This is a genomic window from Actinoallomurus sp. CA-150999, from assembly GCF_050942425.1.
Classification (GTDB): Bacteria; Actinomycetota; Actinomycetes; order Streptosporangiales; family Streptosporangiaceae; genus Actinoallomurus.
On record NZ_CP192063.1, the window covers coordinates 9,190,328 to 9,209,521 of the forward strand.

Genomic DNA, 19,194 nt, shown 5'->3' on the forward strand with positions numbered 1-19,194 from the left:
TTACAAATATCCGGCGTACGCAAGGGTGAAGTAGGACATAAACTCTGCAGCCGTAATCGGCTGAGGGTCTCCCCCACCCCCAGGATTGCGCAAATAAATCCTGCCCCAACCGTCAACCATAACGACCTCATAGGAATGCGCCTCGAGCAAACCATTCGGCATCGGCGGCTCATTCACATTCAGGCCGCGCGTCCCGACTATGAGCGGCTCATTACTGTAAAGAGCATTGCTGAACTCAGCGATTACCTGCTGTTCGGGACTGCGCCCGTGCCGGTCGATTTCGCGGGAGAATCGCCGAACCGCGGCAGGACGACCGGTCAGCTGGGTCAGCACTTCGGCAGCGGGCCAGAGTCCCTCTATCTCGGGGAGGCGCGCGTATCCCATAGGAGGGTCTCCTCCATTGCCTATCAGATTCCAGAGGTCCGCCCATTCCTGCATTCGGTCGCTGTCCCAGATCAAATCGATTCCAGCGAACGCCTTCTCCAGGATCGCCGCCCACGCGGCTCCCTCCAAGCAAGCGAAGGCGGGTGCGTCAGGATTATCGGCAAAGATCGGAACGTTCGGTGTCACCCTTAGGGTGCGACGGCGCCCCGTCGCCACATAGGGTTGACCCACGCCCGAACGCCTAACTTCATACAACTTTACCTTGTAGTTACCGTTACGTTCTCGGATGGAGTTGCTTATCGCTGCCGGATCGTGCGCAGCCAGCGCGCCCAGGGTAGCCATTAGCCAGCAATCTCCAAGCCAACCTTGCCTGGCCTGTTCGCGCACTGGAACACCGTTGAAAACTGGTGCGTTCACGCGCTGGATAGGCGTTCCATAACCGTGGGGAACCCGGCCTGCCTCGTGCGATCGAAGCTGGAAGACGGGATAATCCACCGTGGCGTCGATGCTGGACTGCTGGGTAGTGGAGCTTCGTCCGTGGCTCCAGATAGGGTTGCGGAGTTCCGGGCCGGGATAGTGCGGCCGGTCGCCCCCGGCGTCCACGGTCTCACTGGGCACGAGCCGTACGCCCATCCGCCGGGCCGCGGGCTCTAGGGCCGCCACCATGGCCGCCTGTGTCTCCGGAGTCGCCGGCATCGTCTCCATCGCCAGCCGGAACCGCTGCACACGGTCAATGCTCAGAAGGTCCTGGGGTTCAAGCAACGGGATACCGGCGTTCTCCAGCTCGTCGGTGTGGACCTGCACGCCGTTTTCGATGAGCGGTGCGGAGGCGGGCAGATCATCATCGGTCAGCTCCGTGACCAGCCGCTCATACGGGGTACCGTCCAGCGCGCGCGCCAGCGCCCTGCCGAACTTCTCACCCTCCCTCGGCCGCACCGGCACATCCACAAGAACCCCATCAGCCGGATCGGATCCGACCGAGAGCCAACCGGTCTCATCACCCCGCGGATCCGGAAGAGTGTGAGCCGCCAAACCTCCCGTACCCGGATCGAGACCGAAAGCGGTCTCCCACTCAGGCACATGGACACGACGGCCCGTCAGCTGATGAATACGCGTGGCGAAGGCCAAGGTGGCGTGGCGGTCGACGGCCGGGCCGATCTGACAGGACCACAGCATGAGGTCGGTGAATCCCTCCAGCCGGTCCCTGACCAGACCGACGAACTCCTCGGCACCCAGCGAACGGGTCCCACCATCAGCCGTGGCAGCTGTGGCAGCTGCGACCTGACCGGCGGCGCCGTGGGAGAACCAGTGGAGAGTACGCGCGCCCGAACCGCCCGGCAGCGGCCGCACGACCGGCACCTGCTCTCCGTCAGCCCCTTCACTCCAACCGAAATAGGAAGTGAGAGTCGATACCTCCGACATGGCGGGCCCACGCTTCCGCAGTTCCTTCTCCGGATAGGAAGCCAGCCCATGGAATCGGCCATCCGCATCACGAATCTCATGCAGCACGATCTCGGCGTGCCAGTCAGAAGGCTCGGCGACCCGCGTCTGCCGTGCCGGTACACGAACCTGCGGCTCGCCGAAGAGGCCGCCTTCGCCCGGGGACTGCGTGCGCCCGGCGGGCAGGTCCCCCCACGACTTCGCTTTCTTGCTCGCGGACTGCCCGGCGAAGGGGTCGGCGTCGAGGTTGGCGATCGGTCCCTGTCGGCCGGTCCGCTGCGGCCTGGCCACAGGTGAGGGCATTCCCGGAGACCGTGATTCCGGCGATGATGATCGCGTTGGTGACGCGCCCGGCGAGGACGAGGACGCGACGGTGTCCGTCAGCGGCCGGGTCGCGGCCCACGTCCCGGTGTACGGGCCGGACGCCGCCAGCCGTACCAGGACGACCCGGCGACCGGAGGGCGCGCCGTACTCGACCTGGGTCCCGTCCGGCCACAGTACGGCGATCCGCAGCCCCAGGACGGCGGCCGCCGCTGCCAGCACCGGCTCATCGGCACCGGAGTCGCCGCCCGGCGTGGTAAGCGCGGCCACGAGGGCACGCCGCTGGTCGTCCGTCGGCTCCTGCCTCCCGTCGGCGGTCCCGGGCTCATCCGAGACCGGCCGGTCCAGAAGCGGCCACAGCCGCCGCTGCCCGGGGTCGAGGGCCAGATCGGCCGTCAGCGCGCCGGCGAGATGCGCACGCAACTCTCCCGGCGTCGCGGGCCGTGCACCACCGATCGCGGAGATCTGCTCGGCCGGGGCCCCCGCCAGCAGCGCGTGGACGGCGGCGTCCTCGACGGCCAGCACGTGAACGGGGCCGAGCTCCATTCCCGCGAGCGCCACGACCTGCGCACCGCTGAGACCATCACTCGCCGGCGAGTCCACACCGGGTGCCGGACCGGCCGGCGGCGTGCCGGGAGCCGGGGCCTGCGCCTTCTCCGGTTCCGCCCACTCGGACCGCCGCGGCTCGCCCGGCCCCTCCAGGATCAGGTCCTCCTGCCCCGATCCCGGCGGCGGCAGCACCTTAGGTGGTGCCGGAATCTCTTCGTGACCGTCGCCCTGGCCGGCGGGTCCCCCATGGGATGTCGCCGAGGACGGCTCCTGCGCGGCGGACGACGGCTCGTGCGCGACTTCCTGAGCCGCCGAGGCGACGCTCGGCCCCGCTGTGGGCTCGGCCCGCTGCCCGGTCGACGCGCCGGCCTCGGAAGGAGGCTTCTCCGTGGCTCCGCCGTCCCGGACCCCGGGTCGCTCGGCGGCCGGAGCCTCCTTGACCGCGGCCTTCCCCGCATCGCCCTTCGTCCGCTTGTCGATCTTCTCGAGGAGGTCCTTCCGGTCCGCGAGGGCCTTTTCCAGGACGTTCTTGGGAATGTTCAGGGCGAGGGCGCCATCCTCGGTGGCCGCGATGTCGACGGTGCCCTGGACCGTCGTTCGTCTTCCTCCGGGGAAGGTCAGGGTGAGAGAGAAATCGGCGACCACCTTGTAGAAGGTGGCCATCTGGCGTTGCCAGATGCGCGACTCGGTGTTGCTCACCTCGGAGGCCACGGCGGCCTTCGATCGGGTGTAGTTCCCGCCCAGATATCCGACGCCGCTAAGCGGGATGCCAGGCTTGTGGCCTTTGCCTTTGGCGAGAATGCTGAGGTTCTTCCGGTCGGTCGCGGAGACTTCCTGACCGATGGTCTTGGTCTCGTGGTCGTAGTTCTCGAACTCGCCTCCTGAGGAGGCATAGATCCGCCGCGCCGTGAGCGAGGTGAGCTCTACGTTCGCACCACTGCGGAGCGCGACGGTCCGGCCGCCGCCCGTAACGGCATCGTAGGGACCTGATGAGTCGAGTGCGAAGAAATCCGATCCCAGGTTCTCGCGGGTGAGAGGGGTGTTGTCGGTGGCCGGGGGGACGTCCCTGCCACCGGCCGATTCAAATGCGGCCACCAGGTTCTTCATGACGCGGAAATCGGAGGGGATGATCTCCTCGGTGGCCGACGGTCTGACGTTGAGCGGAATGTTCACCGCTCCCGTTTCGACACCGTCGAGCGTGAGCCCCTCGAGCGGAAGATGGTAGGAGACGTTCTCGGCCACCTCTCCCGTGGCCTTGTCCCGCCCTCGCACGGAGTCGAGCGAAGCGATCTTCCCGTTCTTCAGGAACTTGAAGGTGATCAGCGTCGGCTGCTCGAATTCCGCGAGCTTCTTGGGGCGGTTTCCCTTCATCACGAGCATGTTCCCGGCCGCCCGCTCGGTCTCCCCTTCGGTCGACTGTGTCGTCGCGGTCCCCCGTACCGAGATCGGGACACCTCCCAGGGACGATGGTGTCGCCCAGGTGAACTGGTACTGCCTGCCGGACCACTTCCCGTCTTTCTTGTCGTCGATGAGGTTGGTGCGCTTGTAGGTCTTTATTCCACCTCCCGAAAGAAGCTCCTCGAATTCAGCGGGCGCTAGTTCGGTCGCTTCCATGACAAGGGTGTATTCGGTGGTGCCCACTCTGAACGTACGGCTCCAGCCGCCGTCCCTCGCCTCGGGCATTCCCATCGGGATGTCCGCCAGGGCGGATGCGACCTGGCTCGCGAGCTCGGCCCCGTCCAGCTTGTACGCCACGTGCTTGATCTCGTCACCGAGATCCTTGAACTGCCCGATCTTGTTGCTGTAGCCGGCCTCCCCGACCATTCCATTGCGGAATGCGTACGATGGGCTCAGCGCGAGATCGGGTTTCTTTTGTTTCGCGGCGAGCTCACCGGCCTTGCCGGTCAGATCCTCCCATTTGGCACTCCACTCCGGATCCGCGAATATTTTATTCGGCCAGAATGACATGACCACTTCGCCATCCTGCTCGATGACCTTCCCGTTCGGCAGCAGGATCGAGTGGCGGACGGCGGTGCGGACGAGCGCCTTCTCCGACGTCTCCGTCAACGTCCGATAGTTCCCGTCGGTACGCCCTGCGGAGTTCGACGTCACCGCTCCCCGGCTGGCGCCCTTCGTCACGAGCGCGTTCCCCTCCGAGGTCCCGGACATGTCGGGATAGTGCCCTCCCCCGAGGGTGACGTTCCGTTCCTTACGCTCCTCCGCGCCCTTCGTCCGCCCGATCTGCGCCTCTCGCGTGCTCTCGACGTACGCGGCGGGAAGCTTGAGGATCTGAGGTCTGCCGATCGGTACGGCGGACCATCCGGCCGTCTTGCCGCCGATGCTCACGTCGGTGCCCGCTCCGAAGATCCGGACGAGATCGGTACGGAAACGCGAGTTCGTTACCTGCTTTCTGGCATCACCCGCCGCGTGGCCGCCGAGAGCGGCGATCACCTTGTCCTGCAGCGCGTCCAGCCGAGTGGGAGCCGCGGATCCGGCGATGACCTGCCCGTTCAGCGGCGAATCCGCGGTGAGGTCGAGTGGCCGGTGCGGCGTCGGCGTCTCGCCGTCGAGAAGGTTCTCGGGGTACCAGATGCGCACGCCACCCCGTACGGCGCCCTTCTTCTCTTCGCCACGCCACCTGTCGTACCGCACCGGCTGACTGATCAACGCGGTGTAGCGCCCGTCGCTGCGCTGGTAGACGATCGTCGTCATGGAGGTGGCGTCACTGATCTTCTTGGCGCTCTGCCGGATACGAGTGCGGCCGGCGTCTCCTCCCGCGTTGGGCTTCCCGTCCGCGTCATGCGCGTAGTCGGTGCCGAATGCCTCGACGGTGGTCGCCTGCTGGAAAGCGCTCGTGCCCGTCACCGTGGTGGTGTGCGTGCCGACGTTCACATCGATCGGCATGTATTCGTCCGAGCCCTGATGGGAGTCCCCGTCGAGGCGCGTCATCTTGATCCGGATCGGCACGATCTCGCCGTCCTCGCCCTCGAACTCGACGAGCGCGCCGGTGCCGGCCAGGTCGTCGATCTGCCGGGACAGGGAAAGGTCCGATACCTGCTCGACCAGTGCCTTCCAGTTGCGGTGCGGCCGGTCATCGACCGTCAACTCCGCGCCGGTCTTGCTCAGCGTCTGCAGGTGCTGCCAGGGCGTACGACCGACCGGCCCCAGGGCGGCGCGGGGCAGCAGCCCTGTCGCCACCTCGTCCCGGACGATGGCGTTGTACAGGTGATCGAGCTCCGTCAGCTCCTCGGGCGTGCCGAGCCCCAGTCCGTATTCGTTCCGCATCCACCAGGGGGTCTTGAGCACCGGCGCGTTCGGTGATGCCGAAGCCGCGGGCGCGGCCTTGGCCTCTCCCTCGGGCAGCGGTGCCAGCTTGGTCCCCTTGAGCTGGGACTCCCTGAACCGGATCTGGACACTGCCGCTCACCGGATCCAGGGCGGGCGTCGTCGCGGCCCCATCGCCGTCCGTGCCGAAGGCGAGGAACAGGTGGTACTGCGAGAACATGCGGTAGACCTGGGACAGATCCTTGGCGCGGATCGCCCGCTGAATGGTCTGCGCGTGCGAACTCGACCCGTAACGTTCCCGGTTCCAGCTCAGATCCAATCTGGCACGGCCGGCGAGGATGCCGAAGAGCAGTTTCGCCTTACCGAGCGCGATGAACTTGAAGGTCGACTTCTTGCTGACACCGGCTTCGCTCTTCACATAGAACTGCTTGAGCCGGTCGAACTGCATGTTCTTGCTCGGCACGCCGACTTTCTCGGCGCCGTACGGTTCCGCGCCGAAGGCGATATTGAGGTATCGATCCCCCTGCCGGAGCATCAGGCGCGGAAGCGACTGCCAGTCACCCGTCGCCAGCGCCGTATGCGCACGGATCACCAGCGAGGCGAATGCGTCCTTGTTGATGAACTCATCATGGATCGCCGGCTCCCAGAACAGGTATTCCTTGTCGCCCATGGCCGCGCGCAGGGCCCGCAGTATCTTCCCGATGACCGCGGTGCCCTCGACCAGATGATGCTTGTTCGCCAGGTCGAGTCCTGCGATGTCATCGCCGGCGAGATCGATCCGATCCCGGCTCGCGGGTTCGCCCATGAGGTGCTCGGGCGTGTAGAGATGGACAGCGGTGATCTTATGCTGGCCCCCAACACGCCATTCTTCGTACCGCCATCGGCCCGTATCGACCTCGCTGATCCTCACCGACCAGCGCACCGGTACGACGATCTCCTGCGAATCGTCGCCCGGTTTCATGTAGTTGAAGGTGCCCTGAGCTGTTCCGTACGCGTGGCTCTTCTCACGGCCGTAGCCGACCCCGCCGCCGGCGTTCAGCGAGACGGAAGCGATTCCGTTACCGACCGAGAACCCTCCCCGGCCCTCTGCCCCGACCGTCCAGCCGGCCTTCTTGTTCCACCCCTGGCCGATGTCGACGGACATGTTCTCCCGCTTCTCCAGTTTGACCTTCGCGGGAGATCCCTCCTTGCGCGGCTCCTCGGTGGAGTGCATGTTCGGCTCGACGAGGTATTTCTTTCCGCCGATCTCGACCCGGAGCGGCGCACCGCCGTCCAGCATCGCGCCCAGACTTGATCGCAGGGACTTCAGCAGCGTCGCCTTGCTGATCGCCGCGCCCGGCAGTACGTCGTTGACCCACTGGTGAAGAGCGGCGAGGTCCTCGGGCGACATCTTCTTGAAGTAGGACAGGCTGGGGACCTTCTCGTTGGAGTCCCTCCCCTCGTCCAGCGGGTCGCGGCGATTCGGGTCGCCGCCCGCGAGTGGGGCGTGCCACCGGCTCTCCTGGACGCTGAGTCGCAGGTCCGCCCGGTCCGGCAGCGGCTCAGACGGCAGCGCCCGTACTCTGAGGTGGGCCGCGATCTCGCGCAGGTTCTGCGGTGTCGGCTCCGCCCCGGACAGCAGGTCACGGGCCATCGCCGTGTAGTGGCCGGCCAGATCGAAGGGCGCCGGGCGATCGCTCGTCGGGTAATCGCGCTCCTGGAGTTCCACGAGCCTCGCCACGTGTTCCGGCCGTAGCGCCGAAGACGCCGTGCTGAGCCGGACCCACAACGCCGCCGCCTTGACGGCCCTCGCGTGATCTCCCTCGGTGTGCGCCGCCATCATCGCGACCGTCGCCCGCCATGCCCGTACCGCCTCGTGACCGTCCATCGCGGCGGCGAGCCCCGCCATGGTCGGCGAGCCGACGGCGGACGCCGCCCTGATCAGCGATTCGATGAGCTCCCGGCGTGCCGGGGCGTCATCGACCACGCTCGGGCCTGCCAGCGACTCCAGCAGGGGCGCAAGGTGCTCGAGGCGAACCCGGCCGTCCACCTGCCGGTACTGATCGGCGAACTCCTTCCGGAAGATCTGCAGCAGGGCGCCGATCCCCAATCCGGACGCCGCCACCTCCTTGTCGCCGTTCGGAAAGCGGCCGTGAACGTCGTGAGCCAGGCCGCTGACCGTGAGCTCGTCAATGTCGGCGGGGACGCTCCCGTCGGTGGTGAGCCGCACCGCCCGTTGCCAGCCGCTGTCGATCAGGAGTTGTCTGACCTCGGCCAGTTCGCGCTGCCGCGCCGTGCCGACGACGAGAGTCCCGGTGGCCAGGTCGAGATCCGGAATGCTGTGCTTCTGCAGTTTCGTCACGACCGGCGGTGCCACGGACCGCGTGAGCGCCTGCCACCGGGCGCCGAGCCTGCCACGGTAACGGGTGAACGCTCCCGCGCCCGCGGGCACGTCGCGGGTCGCCGGAACCTCACCGAGACCACGCGGACCAGCCGCGTAGTGGGCGCGCAGCTCCGAGAGGGTCGGCGGTGCCCCAGCGCTCATCAGCTCGCCCCACCCGGCGCCGATCCCGGTGATGACGTCCTTGCTGATCTCGGCGCGGCCGGTCACGTCCTTGACGAGCCGCTCCAGTTGCGGGACACGGATCGGCCCCTCCAACGCGGCCACCCGGCCGGGGTAGAGGGTCTTGATCGCGTTGACGACCTGCCGGAACGGGTCGGGATGGGCGGCCGGGATCCCGGCCGCCACGGCCGGAAGATCGCTGCGCAGCCCCTCGACCTCGGCATCGAAATCGCTGAGGTAATCCTTGCCCAGGTCCCGCCGGAGCGCGTCGTACGCCGCGACCTCGCGCATCGCGGCAGGCGTCACCGGACCATGCGCCGCCGCCTTCCCGGCCAGCTCCGCGAGTTCCCGTACGCTCGCCGCGGTCGCGGGCCGCCGCAGGATCTCCTGGCTCAACCCCTCGAAGTCACCCAGCCGCACCGGATCACCGTGCCGGCGCGCCCCCGGCTCGCTGGCATGCAACGCGTCCACCAGCGCGTTCAGTGCCATGTACGGGATGCTCTTGGACCAGTTGTCGGGCGAGGCCGCCGATATCTCCGTGGAGATCTCGGCCGTCGGCACCACGTACAAGGCAGCCGTCATTGCCCCAGTGGCCGACTGCTCCGCGGACTGCGGGGCCGGCGACTCCGCAGCCACGTCCGCCGGCGCCGCTGATTCCTCGGTCACCTCCACAGACCGCGTGACGATCATCGTCGAGCTCAGCTCGCGGTTCAGGGCGGACACGTCGCGTGCGCGCCGCGACCCGCCCGGCATCAGCCCCTTCCAGCCCAGCATCGTGAAGCGCCGCCACGGATTCGCCGACGGGACCGACTCCATGGCGTGCTCGGCCTTGACCGCCGCAACGGTAGGCGTCCCGGCCTTCCGGACGAGCTTGATGAGCTCGGCGGCAGCGTCGGTGACACTCGCGGGCGCTTCTGCGCCGAAGACATCCGCGGCCACGTGGCTCACGTCGGCCGCCTGGAGCGGAGACAGCGGGCCGGCACCGTCCTGCCTGCCGTCCCGCAGCAGCTGCCCGAGAAGGTGCAACTCGGCGATACGCCCCCGCCGCCCCGGTGCTGCCTTCCCGTCCAGCAGGTTCTGCAGGGCGACCGCGTCCGGGGTGACCTTGCTCAACGTCAGCCGTTTCGACGCCTGGAAGCTCAGGTCGACCTTCCGGGCACCGATCTGGACCGTCCGCGGCTCCCGGCCCGCGGTCGCGACCCGCCCGCCTGCCTGCTCGATGAGGTGCCGCGCCCACGTATTCCGGTCACGATCCGGCGACAGCATCGTCTCCAGGTTGGCGAACGTCACCTCGCGGCCCTGCCCCTGCAGCCTCCGCGCGGCCCGCCCCAGGTCCTTCGCGTGTTGCAGGGTGACCTCGGCGGCCTGCGGGTCCAACGTGCGCTTGACGACGGGGAGCAGGTCCGCGCGCTGGATGTCCGGCAGGGGCTCCCCATCGCGCGGCTCCCCGATGATGAGATCCGCGTACTCGTCGCGGACCAGTGCCACCACCGTCTCCAGACCGCGCAACGTTTCCGCGGGGTTCTCGGCCGGATCGGTGATCTCCTCACCGAACAGCCTCTGCATCGCGGCCTGCTCCTCGGTCGCCCGCGCGTCCTCCCGCGCGTCGCGCCTGAGCTCGACCATGGCCTGGGTCCCTACCGGATGCTGAGTGGAGATCCAGTGGGCACGCCGCAACCCGGTCAGGGTCAGCCGTCCCTTGCCGAGGTCGGCTTTCACAGCGGCGGTCGCCAGAGTCCTGATGTTCGCCGCCCGGTCGCCGCCGGCGGTGGAGCCGAGGGCCGGCTTCAGCACGTCGAAGGACCGCAGGTCGAGCGGACCGCGGCGGGATGCTCGCGGATCAAGGGAATGCACGAGATCGGCCAGCCGGTACAGCCCCGTCAGCTGATCGCGCCGGCCCGGATCCATCCGGCCGTACACCTCTGCTTGCAAGGCGAGAAGCTCGGTCGCGCGCCCGTACCCGAAGCGCGGCGGGAACCCGAGAACCGACCGGACCCTCGCCTGCTCGGCGAATCCGATCCCGTGCTTCACGGCCAGCCGGTCCAACCCGGCCCGCCGCTGCACGGTCTCCACTGCGACCGGCTCGTGCTTGGCGAACCGTACGATCTTCGCCACCTTCTGCGGCAGCTTCCCGTCGGGATCGGGACCCAGCACATGCTCCACGAACGCGCCGAGGTCCTGCCGGGTGAGCGGCGGATGAACGTCGTCCTCGCCGCTCCACTGCCGGATCAGACCTCCCAGGACGTGCAGATCGCGCAACCGCCGGCCCTGGGTCAGGTCGACCCGTTCATCGACCAGGTGCTGTAGCGCGACCGCGTCGGCGACGGCGTCCGCCGCCGGAGCCAGGGAGCGCCCTGCCGGGTCCTGCTTGACGAGTTTCTCTCGCACCCCGGCGTACGCCTGCCACAGCTCCCGGTCGGCCTGCTCCGGAGTGAAGGTCCGCCCGCCGACCAGCCGGCGGGCAAAGGCGAGCCGGCTGCGGCCGAACCCTCCGCCGACGGCGGCGTCGGCCGGCACCGAGTACTGCTCCAGCGCCGCGACCGTCAGCGGATGACCGCTCCGTTCGACGGCCCCTGCCGTCTCCAGGAGGACCCGCACGTGATCGGCGGTCACCTGGCTCGCCTTCGCGTCGAGCGTCGCCCGCACCAACGGCAGCAGATCATCCCGGGTGACCGGCCGGCCGAGCTTCACCGCCGCCACCGGCCACGTCTCGCGGAACAGCGTGAGCAGATCGGAGAGATGACGCTGCGGGTCATGAAGGTCGGGAATCGCCCCGAAGCCCGCCTGAAGCTCGTCGAGAAGCCCCTCCGTCTCCCATTGCCGGAGCAGGTCGTGGGCGGTGACCTCGCCCCGCGGCCCGGCCGTCGCCCGCCCGGCGAGGTCCACCAGATCCCGTACGGTCCACTCGTGGTCCTCGCCGAACATGTCGGCCAGCAGCGGCGCCAGGTCCGCCTCGTCCTTGACGTTCGCGATGGAGTAATCGCTCCGCGCGATCCGGACGACCCGCGTGAGCCCGGCGAGAATGTCATCACCCGGCGTATCCGTGCCGTACACGGCGTTGGCCAAGGCCGCCACGCCGGATGCGACGGTAGAGCCGCTCGCGTGCGATGCCGCCGGATGGGACGGCTGCGTGACATCTTCGGCCAACGTCGCCGGCCGCGCCGCCCTCTGCTCGGCGGAACCCACCACATCGCCGTCCTCCGGATCGGCGTAGGCGTGGGAGCCGGCCTCTTCCGTCCCCGGCGGCGCGGAAGCGGACGACGGCGGTGCGCTCGGTGGCGCGGCGGTGGCCGGGTCATCGCCCTCCATCGGCGGCCCATTCATCGCCGATTCAGAAACATCGACCATGAACACGGTCACGTCGTGGGACCCGCCATCCCCACTACCTGGGGCCGGCAGGCGTACGGTGGCGTCCCACTGATGTTCAGCGGGCCGGTACAACGTGAGGACGGGACGGCCAGGACTGGGATTACCGAACTCCTCATGCCGCCCGTCGGGGTGAAGCACACGGATCCCGACATCGAACAGTCGCGTGTTCAGATGGAGGATCAAAGGCCAACCTTCAGCGGCCAGCGAACCAGCACGGAGCTGGGCAGCGATCGCCGACCATTCCGCACCGACACCCAGCATCTGCGGATCGATCCCCCCACCACCGGCAACCGCAGCCCAAGTCGAGGACACATCGGCCAGCACCGCACCAGGAAGCGCGTCCCGCAACTCCGCGTTCTCCACCGCACGGGCGAGCAAATCCCGCAGTTGCTCGTCCCGGACGCCCGAACCAGGAACACCCGCGGCCCTGGCCGTATTCAAGAAAGCGCCGAGAAGACCACCGAAACCGACCGACCCCACCGGCACCCGCCGCAGCCCATACATGGCCAGCACCGGCCCCACCGGGTCGGGAACCACGACAGCCTGCGTGCCATCCCAATGATCCTCAGTCGGACGAACCAACGCGATCTCGGGCTGCCCACCATCATCATTCCCAACCGAATAAACCCCGCCAAGGCCATAAACATTGATACGCAAACCGAACACCAGCGCAACCAGCCCCGGAGCGATGTCACCACCAATGTTGTTCCAGCTCTCAGGATCTGCGATCTGCCCGGCAACCACCCCCCACTCCTCATCAGTAACCGGGTGAACAGCCGCAGCAACCTGGGCCTCGTGATCTTCGTGCTCCCCGGTAACCCCGTCGCGCCCATCACGGACCCCACCCACGATCTGCTCGGCGAAGAACCGCTGCACCGTGACTTCCACCGCAGCACGCAAATCCGGCCTGTTCAGCAACTGATCGGCAAGATACTCCCGCAGCTGCACCGGATCCGAAATACCCACCAACAGACCCGGGCCAGCCGTATAAATCAACGCCGAATAAAAACAATTCCCATCACCAGGAACACTAACCTGCCGCAACCCCGAAGCACCCAACCGCACGAACAACGCCCGACGAGCCGGGATCGCGCGTTTCGCGAGACCGATGAGCTGTTGCCGCTTGTGGCGCGCCACAGCTCCCGGATCGCGCTTGATGCCAGTATTACGGTTACCAACCGTCTTATTGTTGTGCTCCTCGCAATATTCCGGCCTGCTGCCGCTTCCGCGACGGGTCACGACCTCCTTGCCGCAGACCCTGAACAGCTCCTTCTCCTCCGCCGCCTCGACCGGGTTCAGCCCAGCGACATCCACACCATCACGCAAAGCCACCGGCCACTTACAGCCTGGCTTCCGGGCCGCGGTTACCGCGGCGCGCATGAGCGTTCTCCGCTCCTCCGCGGCCGCCGCCGACGCCGGCTTGCCGCCCGGAGTCTTCTTGTCATGCTTCTCGCAATAGGTCGACTTTCCAGACGTGACCCTCTTTCCGCAAACCGCGAACTGCTCCTTCTTCGTCGCCGCCTTCGCCGCCGCCTTCGGGTCCAGCCCAGCGACATCCACACCATCAAGCACGGCCGTGGGCCACTGACAGCCCGCCGCCATTTTTTGTGCGGCGTGCATAAGGGCTATCCGCTGGGCGCGCGCGGCATTGCCCGGATCGACCTGGCGGTCCACTGCCTTCTTCGCATGTTCCTGGCAAAAGTTCCGCCTATAGCCCCTTCCATCGGCGGACTCGACTGCCTTGCCGCAAACTGTGAACCGCCCCTTCTCTCCCTCCCTCGCCATCGCCTTCGCGTCCAGCCCAGCGACATCCACACCCTCACGCACGCCCGTGGGCCACTGACAGCCCGACGTCGCAGCAGGCGGCTGAGCCATCCCGCCATGATCCTGATGGGTGGTGGCGGAACCCTCACCCATAGCAGCGGGGCGGCCCCACGTCCCCAGTTGCCCGTACAGGTCCCGAAGCTGCGGATCACTCTCATAAGCCGAAGTCAACGAAGCCTCATCCAACGGCAGCCCCCCAACCAGCCGATCAATATAGATCTGGGCTTCCCGCTCACGGATCGAGTCCCGTAGCCCATTCACCGCCGAATCAGAAACATCGGCCATGAACGTATTCACGTCATAGGACCCACGACCACCACCAGCGGAACCCACCGCATCGCCGTCCTCCGGATCGGCGTAGGTGTGGGAGCCGGCCTCTTCCGTCCGCGGCGGCGCGGAAGCGGCAGCCCCGGACGCGGTGGGAGCGTCCGCGTGCGATGCCGCCGATGATCCCGGCACCGCGACCGCGCCCTGCCCGGCCGACTCGTCCGGCACCGCCACCGCCAGATCCGGCAGATTCTCGATCGGCCGGGGCCGCGGAGCGGTCGCATGCCTGATCCCATCCGCACCGCGCCCGGCCTGCGACCGCGTCGAGGGGCCGGCGTCGGCCTCGTGCCCGGACCGCGCCACCCCATCCAGCGGGCCGCTGGTGGCCAGCGCGGCAGGCGGCGACTGTTCCTTCGCATCGCCGGGCCCGGCACCGGGCCCCCTCGCAGGCCCATGGCCGAACAGGCTCTCCACGATATTGTCGGCGATGTCACGCAGCGGCTCCGAATTCACCATCTCGGACGGCTGCCGACCGTACTCCTCCACCACACTCCGCACATCGAACGGCGCGCCATGCCGGTTATGCCGATCCAGCGAAAGATCCACTTCCTGCAGCAAATCCTGCAGACGACGATCGTCCAACCCCACCGCCGCCAGAATCTGCGCATCGGCCCAGTCGTCACCCGACCCGTACCGATACGGTTCACCGCCCACCTCAGCCGGCCGAATCAGGCCCTCATCGCCTCGTGCCTCGGCTCCTTCGGCCGGACCGCGCCAATCGGTTATCTGCTGTTCGAGGATCTGGATGGCCTTGGCGGACAGGTTGTCCAGGCGTTCGAGGTAGGCGTCGCTCGCGTCGCGTGCCTTGGCGCGCTTGATCAATTGCGCTGTAAGGGGCGATTGCGTCGGGTGCGATTGCGTCGCGGCTTGGAGCGATTGGGCCGCGGTTTCTACCTGACTCGCCGACGGCGTCGAATGAGATGGCGTGCCGAGTGCTTGCGCGCCAGGCCGGCCGGCGCCGATCGTCTGGTAATGCGCGCGGCCATCATAGTGGACATAAAGGGTGCCACCCGTCGCATGCTCATTCGTATGCTGAACGATGGCGCTGTCGGGAACTTCCCTGACAGTGACGATATCGACGTTGAGCGCGCGTGCCGCGGCCAACGGCACGAAATCGTAGAACACGGTCTGCCACGACGACTCCGGCGTACGCGCGACATGTGCGATCAGTGCCCGGGTGCCGAGTTCACGGGCCTTGGCCGGGGTCGAAGCGACCTTCAGCAGCCCCCTACCACCACTCTGATCCAGGAGACGCTTCCATGTGCCGATGGCCTGATCATCGGTGCCGCTCAGGCGCTCACGCAGCATGTCCACAAGGAGACTGCGGTGTTGCACGCGCGCAGCACTCTCCTCCACTCGCCGGTCCGCAGACGTCGGAGCGGGTACGTGACCGGGGAACAGTTCTCCGACCACAGCGATCGGCAGTTCACCGATGGTTGCGGCGTCTGGCGGCGGCAGAAGCGAGGCGAGGTCACGGCGGAATCCTCGCCACCGTGCATCCTGCACCTGCTGTTCGACATATTGGTTCTGTTCGGGCGTGAGGGCAGGCAGGGAGTCCACGCCGAGCAGGTCCATGAGTTGCTCATCGCTCATGTCCTCGACGACGTTGTCGGCGACCATACGGACCGGGTCGTCCAGCAAAAACGGATCCAGGACGTCGTCGCCCTGCTCGATATAGGTTGCGACCTGCTCGCTCAGCGCTCCGAGGTCATTGCCGATATCGGTGTTGCCCAAGCGCTGCAGCGCCGCGCCTTCGGCGACGGCCGTGTAGAAGCACCAGCCGTTCCCGTGCACGGAATGCACGGGGTAGGTCACACCATCGCTAGTGACCGTCGCGACCTGGGCACCCAGAGATGGCGCCGAAGCGGTCGGCTGTTCCGGCCAACCTCGGATCTCGGTATGGGAATCGACCTCCGCCGGTCGTTCGGGGTTCTTCCCGGACTGCGCTTGCGCAGTCGCATCCGACGGGGCGGGGGCCTGGCCCGCCAAGGCCGGTTGCTTCCCCCTGTTGGAGCCGGTCAGTTCCTGTTGCCGGGCGGTTACGGCATCGAGTTCGCGTTGGATGCTGACTTGAAGACGGTCGACGGCTTCGGACCTCGCGCTGGCGCGGCCATGTTTGATGTCCTGCCACCGCTGGATCGCCTTCAGAATGCCCTGAAGCTGCCGTTGGTTCTTGTCGAGGTCGTGTGGATCGAAGCGCGCGCCTTGCCGCCAGCGCTGGACCGCCTCATCGATCATTCCCAAGGCTGCCGAGCGTGGATGCGATAGCCCAAGGGCTGATTCCGCTTCCCAGTCCTCGATTACATCTCGGTAAATATCCGTGGCGTGCGGCTCGGAGTATTGCCACAACTTATCCCAGTAGTTGGTTACGACGTCTTGGACGGAGTCACCTTCGACAAGGTAACCGAACTCCGCGAGTTTATGCGGATACAGGTTATCCGATCCGACATAATAGACGGCGTCATCCGCAATATAGACCTTGGCATGATTCGCTGGCTCCGGATTCGTCTTCTTCGATGTCTCGATCCAGGAACCCGGCTTGTATCGTCGTGCGATCGACTCCTTGGGCGGGTCCGGCCAGGCGTATCCGCGCTTGCTTCCATCGACGTCTGTGAAGACAAAGGGCGCGACCTTCAGTCTCTCCAGGGCACTCTTGGCAAGGTCGTGGCCACGTCCGCTCTCGTCGAGGTCGGCCGCCTTCTGGACGAATCGCTTGATCATGGCGTAGGTGCCGGCCGCGCCGAACCCCCAACTGTAGGCCCCGCTCACCGCACCGGCGTCGGCCGATGACACGACGATGTCGACGGTGAGTTCCGGCTTATCGATCAGCGCTTCTGCGATCCATCGAGCGACGTCATGGTCCTTTTCCGCGGTGAACCCGGTGAAGGACAGATCCTGCTGGCTTATCTTCAGGCTGCGGCGCGCACCCTTGATGACCGCTTCTTTGGCGACGTCGCTGGCGTCGTCGCCGAGGAACCCCGCCCTGCCAAGCGACAGAGCCCGGCCCTGGTGCCACCGCTCCGCACCGCCCCGCAGTTGCATCGACTCGGGGCGGGGCAGATCATCACCCAGTTCGACAACGGCGATCTTGTTCCGGGCTGCGCCAGAAGGCAGGGTCTTCACTCCGTAGTCCGCGGTGATCTGCCGGACTGTCAGATTCTTGCCGCCGGTCGCCCACAAATAATCCGCGAAGGCATGTGCATGCCTAACACCATCACCGATCATCTCGATCGATACGTCATGCACCGGAGGATATCCACCGTAAGTCTCCGCCCAAAGATTGTGGCCGCCCACCAGGGCCACTGCACCATCGGCAGCAACGATCTTCGAATGATTCCAAAAACCCTTGAGCACGTTGGACATCTGCCCCACAAGAACGGTGACCCGCCCCATCGCAGCATTCTTCTCTTTAAGGAACGACCTCAGGTCCTTAATGAATTCGGAGAAAGTGTCGCGCATCGGAACATTGCCGAACAGGAAGCGCACGAGAACAGGCTCAGCGCCTTCCTGCGATGCCACTTCGAGGAGAGCTTCCTTCGTCGCTTCACGGATTCGCCCGGTCGGCGGCAAGAGACTGACAACGTCTACCAGGCGGGTGCCCTGCCGGATGATGTCGCGCACCGTTCCAGCGAGTTCGTCAACGGCCCGATCGCCGAACCCCGAAGCCTTTTCCTTCGTCATCGGAACGCCCCACATGGCAGGCGTTTGAACAAGCCGGATCAGATTGCCGGTACTCAGCGCGTGCACACGCTGATCGACACCCCTCTCCGTGAGCTCCTCCTCGAGCAGGTCGGGCATCTCCGTCATCGAGAGATCAGAATCGCGCGCCGTCACGACACCGGATTCAGCCTGGTTCCCCGTCCGGCCCGCCCCGCTGATGAGCCTGCTCACCAGACCGCGGCCCCGCACTTCCTCCAGCGCACCGTCCGGACTCTCGGACGTAGTCCCGCTACCCCACGTGTGACGGAAATAGCCGAGACCGACGGCCAGATCACGAAGATCGGCATTTGTCGACTCCGTCTCCGGCATGCGCAGGTGCTCTCGCCACAACTGCACCCGCAGATCAGCGACGAGCGAGTCCGAGCCGCCGGGGTGCACTATCGCCGCCGTTACTTCGGACTCATCACCGACCATCGAACGATCCCAGAAGTTGGCCGAACCGATGGAGGCGAACTGGTCATCGACCAAAACGACCTTCGAGTGCACCTTGACATCTTTCAAGGTGAACAAGGCGAAGTTCTCACGCTGCTCGGGTGTCAGCTTGTCCAAAACCGACGCGGTAATCTCGGCGGACACATCCGGCGTAGCATCGGCCGACGACTTCGCGCCCCGGCCGGGGAACCCCTGCGTTACAAAGATTACCTTGACACCCCTGGCCAGCGCCCTTGCAATCGCCGGGAACAGGACCGAATGCTTATTATAAATATTTCCGGCGAGGGACGGGTTCAGAGTCTGGTCCTCGACGTAAATGTACTTCTCAGCGGCATCGATCGCCGCAACCAGACCGGTCGAGACCTCAGCCACTCCCACAGACGGCAGAGTATGCCAATCGAGCTGTAGGGAATCACCGAGCGCGGTAACCCGCCGAGGAGCGTAGCTCCGCCATATCCGCACACCGGCATCGACACGCGACCGCTCCGAGGGGCGAGCCAGGTTCGGTGAGTAGGCTGGCATCAACTGGTCAGGCTTTGAGACGACTCCAGGATTGAATGGCTTTTCCTCGCCGCTCGACCAATAACTCCGTGCCGGCAGCGTCGCGGTCTCGTCCCAACGAGTCCAGAAATTCTGCAGCGCGTCCTCTGCGGCACCGCCTTGCAGTTGAACGCCCATATCATGCCAGTAGTTGTGTTGCGTTCCTCCCTCATGCCGTTCATCGGCGAGCCGATTCGGCGCGTAATCGATACCCCCGACGAACGCATGCAACTCACCTGTGGCCGCACTGTAGGCGACCGTCGTCTTCTCATGCCGCGAGTCGAACCCGCCGCCCCAATCGATAAGGACACGATCGGCAAGCGGGAACCCATCCTCGTTCCGTGCACCTCGTAGCGCTTGCACCGAAGCAAGATTGGTCTTCGCGTAATTCCCAATCATGGTCGCGTACGGCAGGCGCCAAAGGTCCTGCGCCAACAGCGGCTTGCCGAACGGCCCCAGAGC

Annotated in this window: 1 protein-coding gene (running past one end of the window); it reads right to left on the reverse strand. The window is 66.4% G+C overall.

What is annotated here, in order from left to right; all coding sequences use genetic code 11:
• A protein-coding gene (locus ACQP2O_RS42495) for a phospholipase D-like domain-containing protein (protein ID WP_433174878.1) crosses the window boundary here: on the reverse strand, positions 1-19,194 show its 3' portion. Its footprint extends 13,260 nt past the window's final position; only the last 19,194 of its 32,454 coding nucleotides appear in the window; the start codon falls outside the window, past its right edge; its stop codon occupies positions 1-3.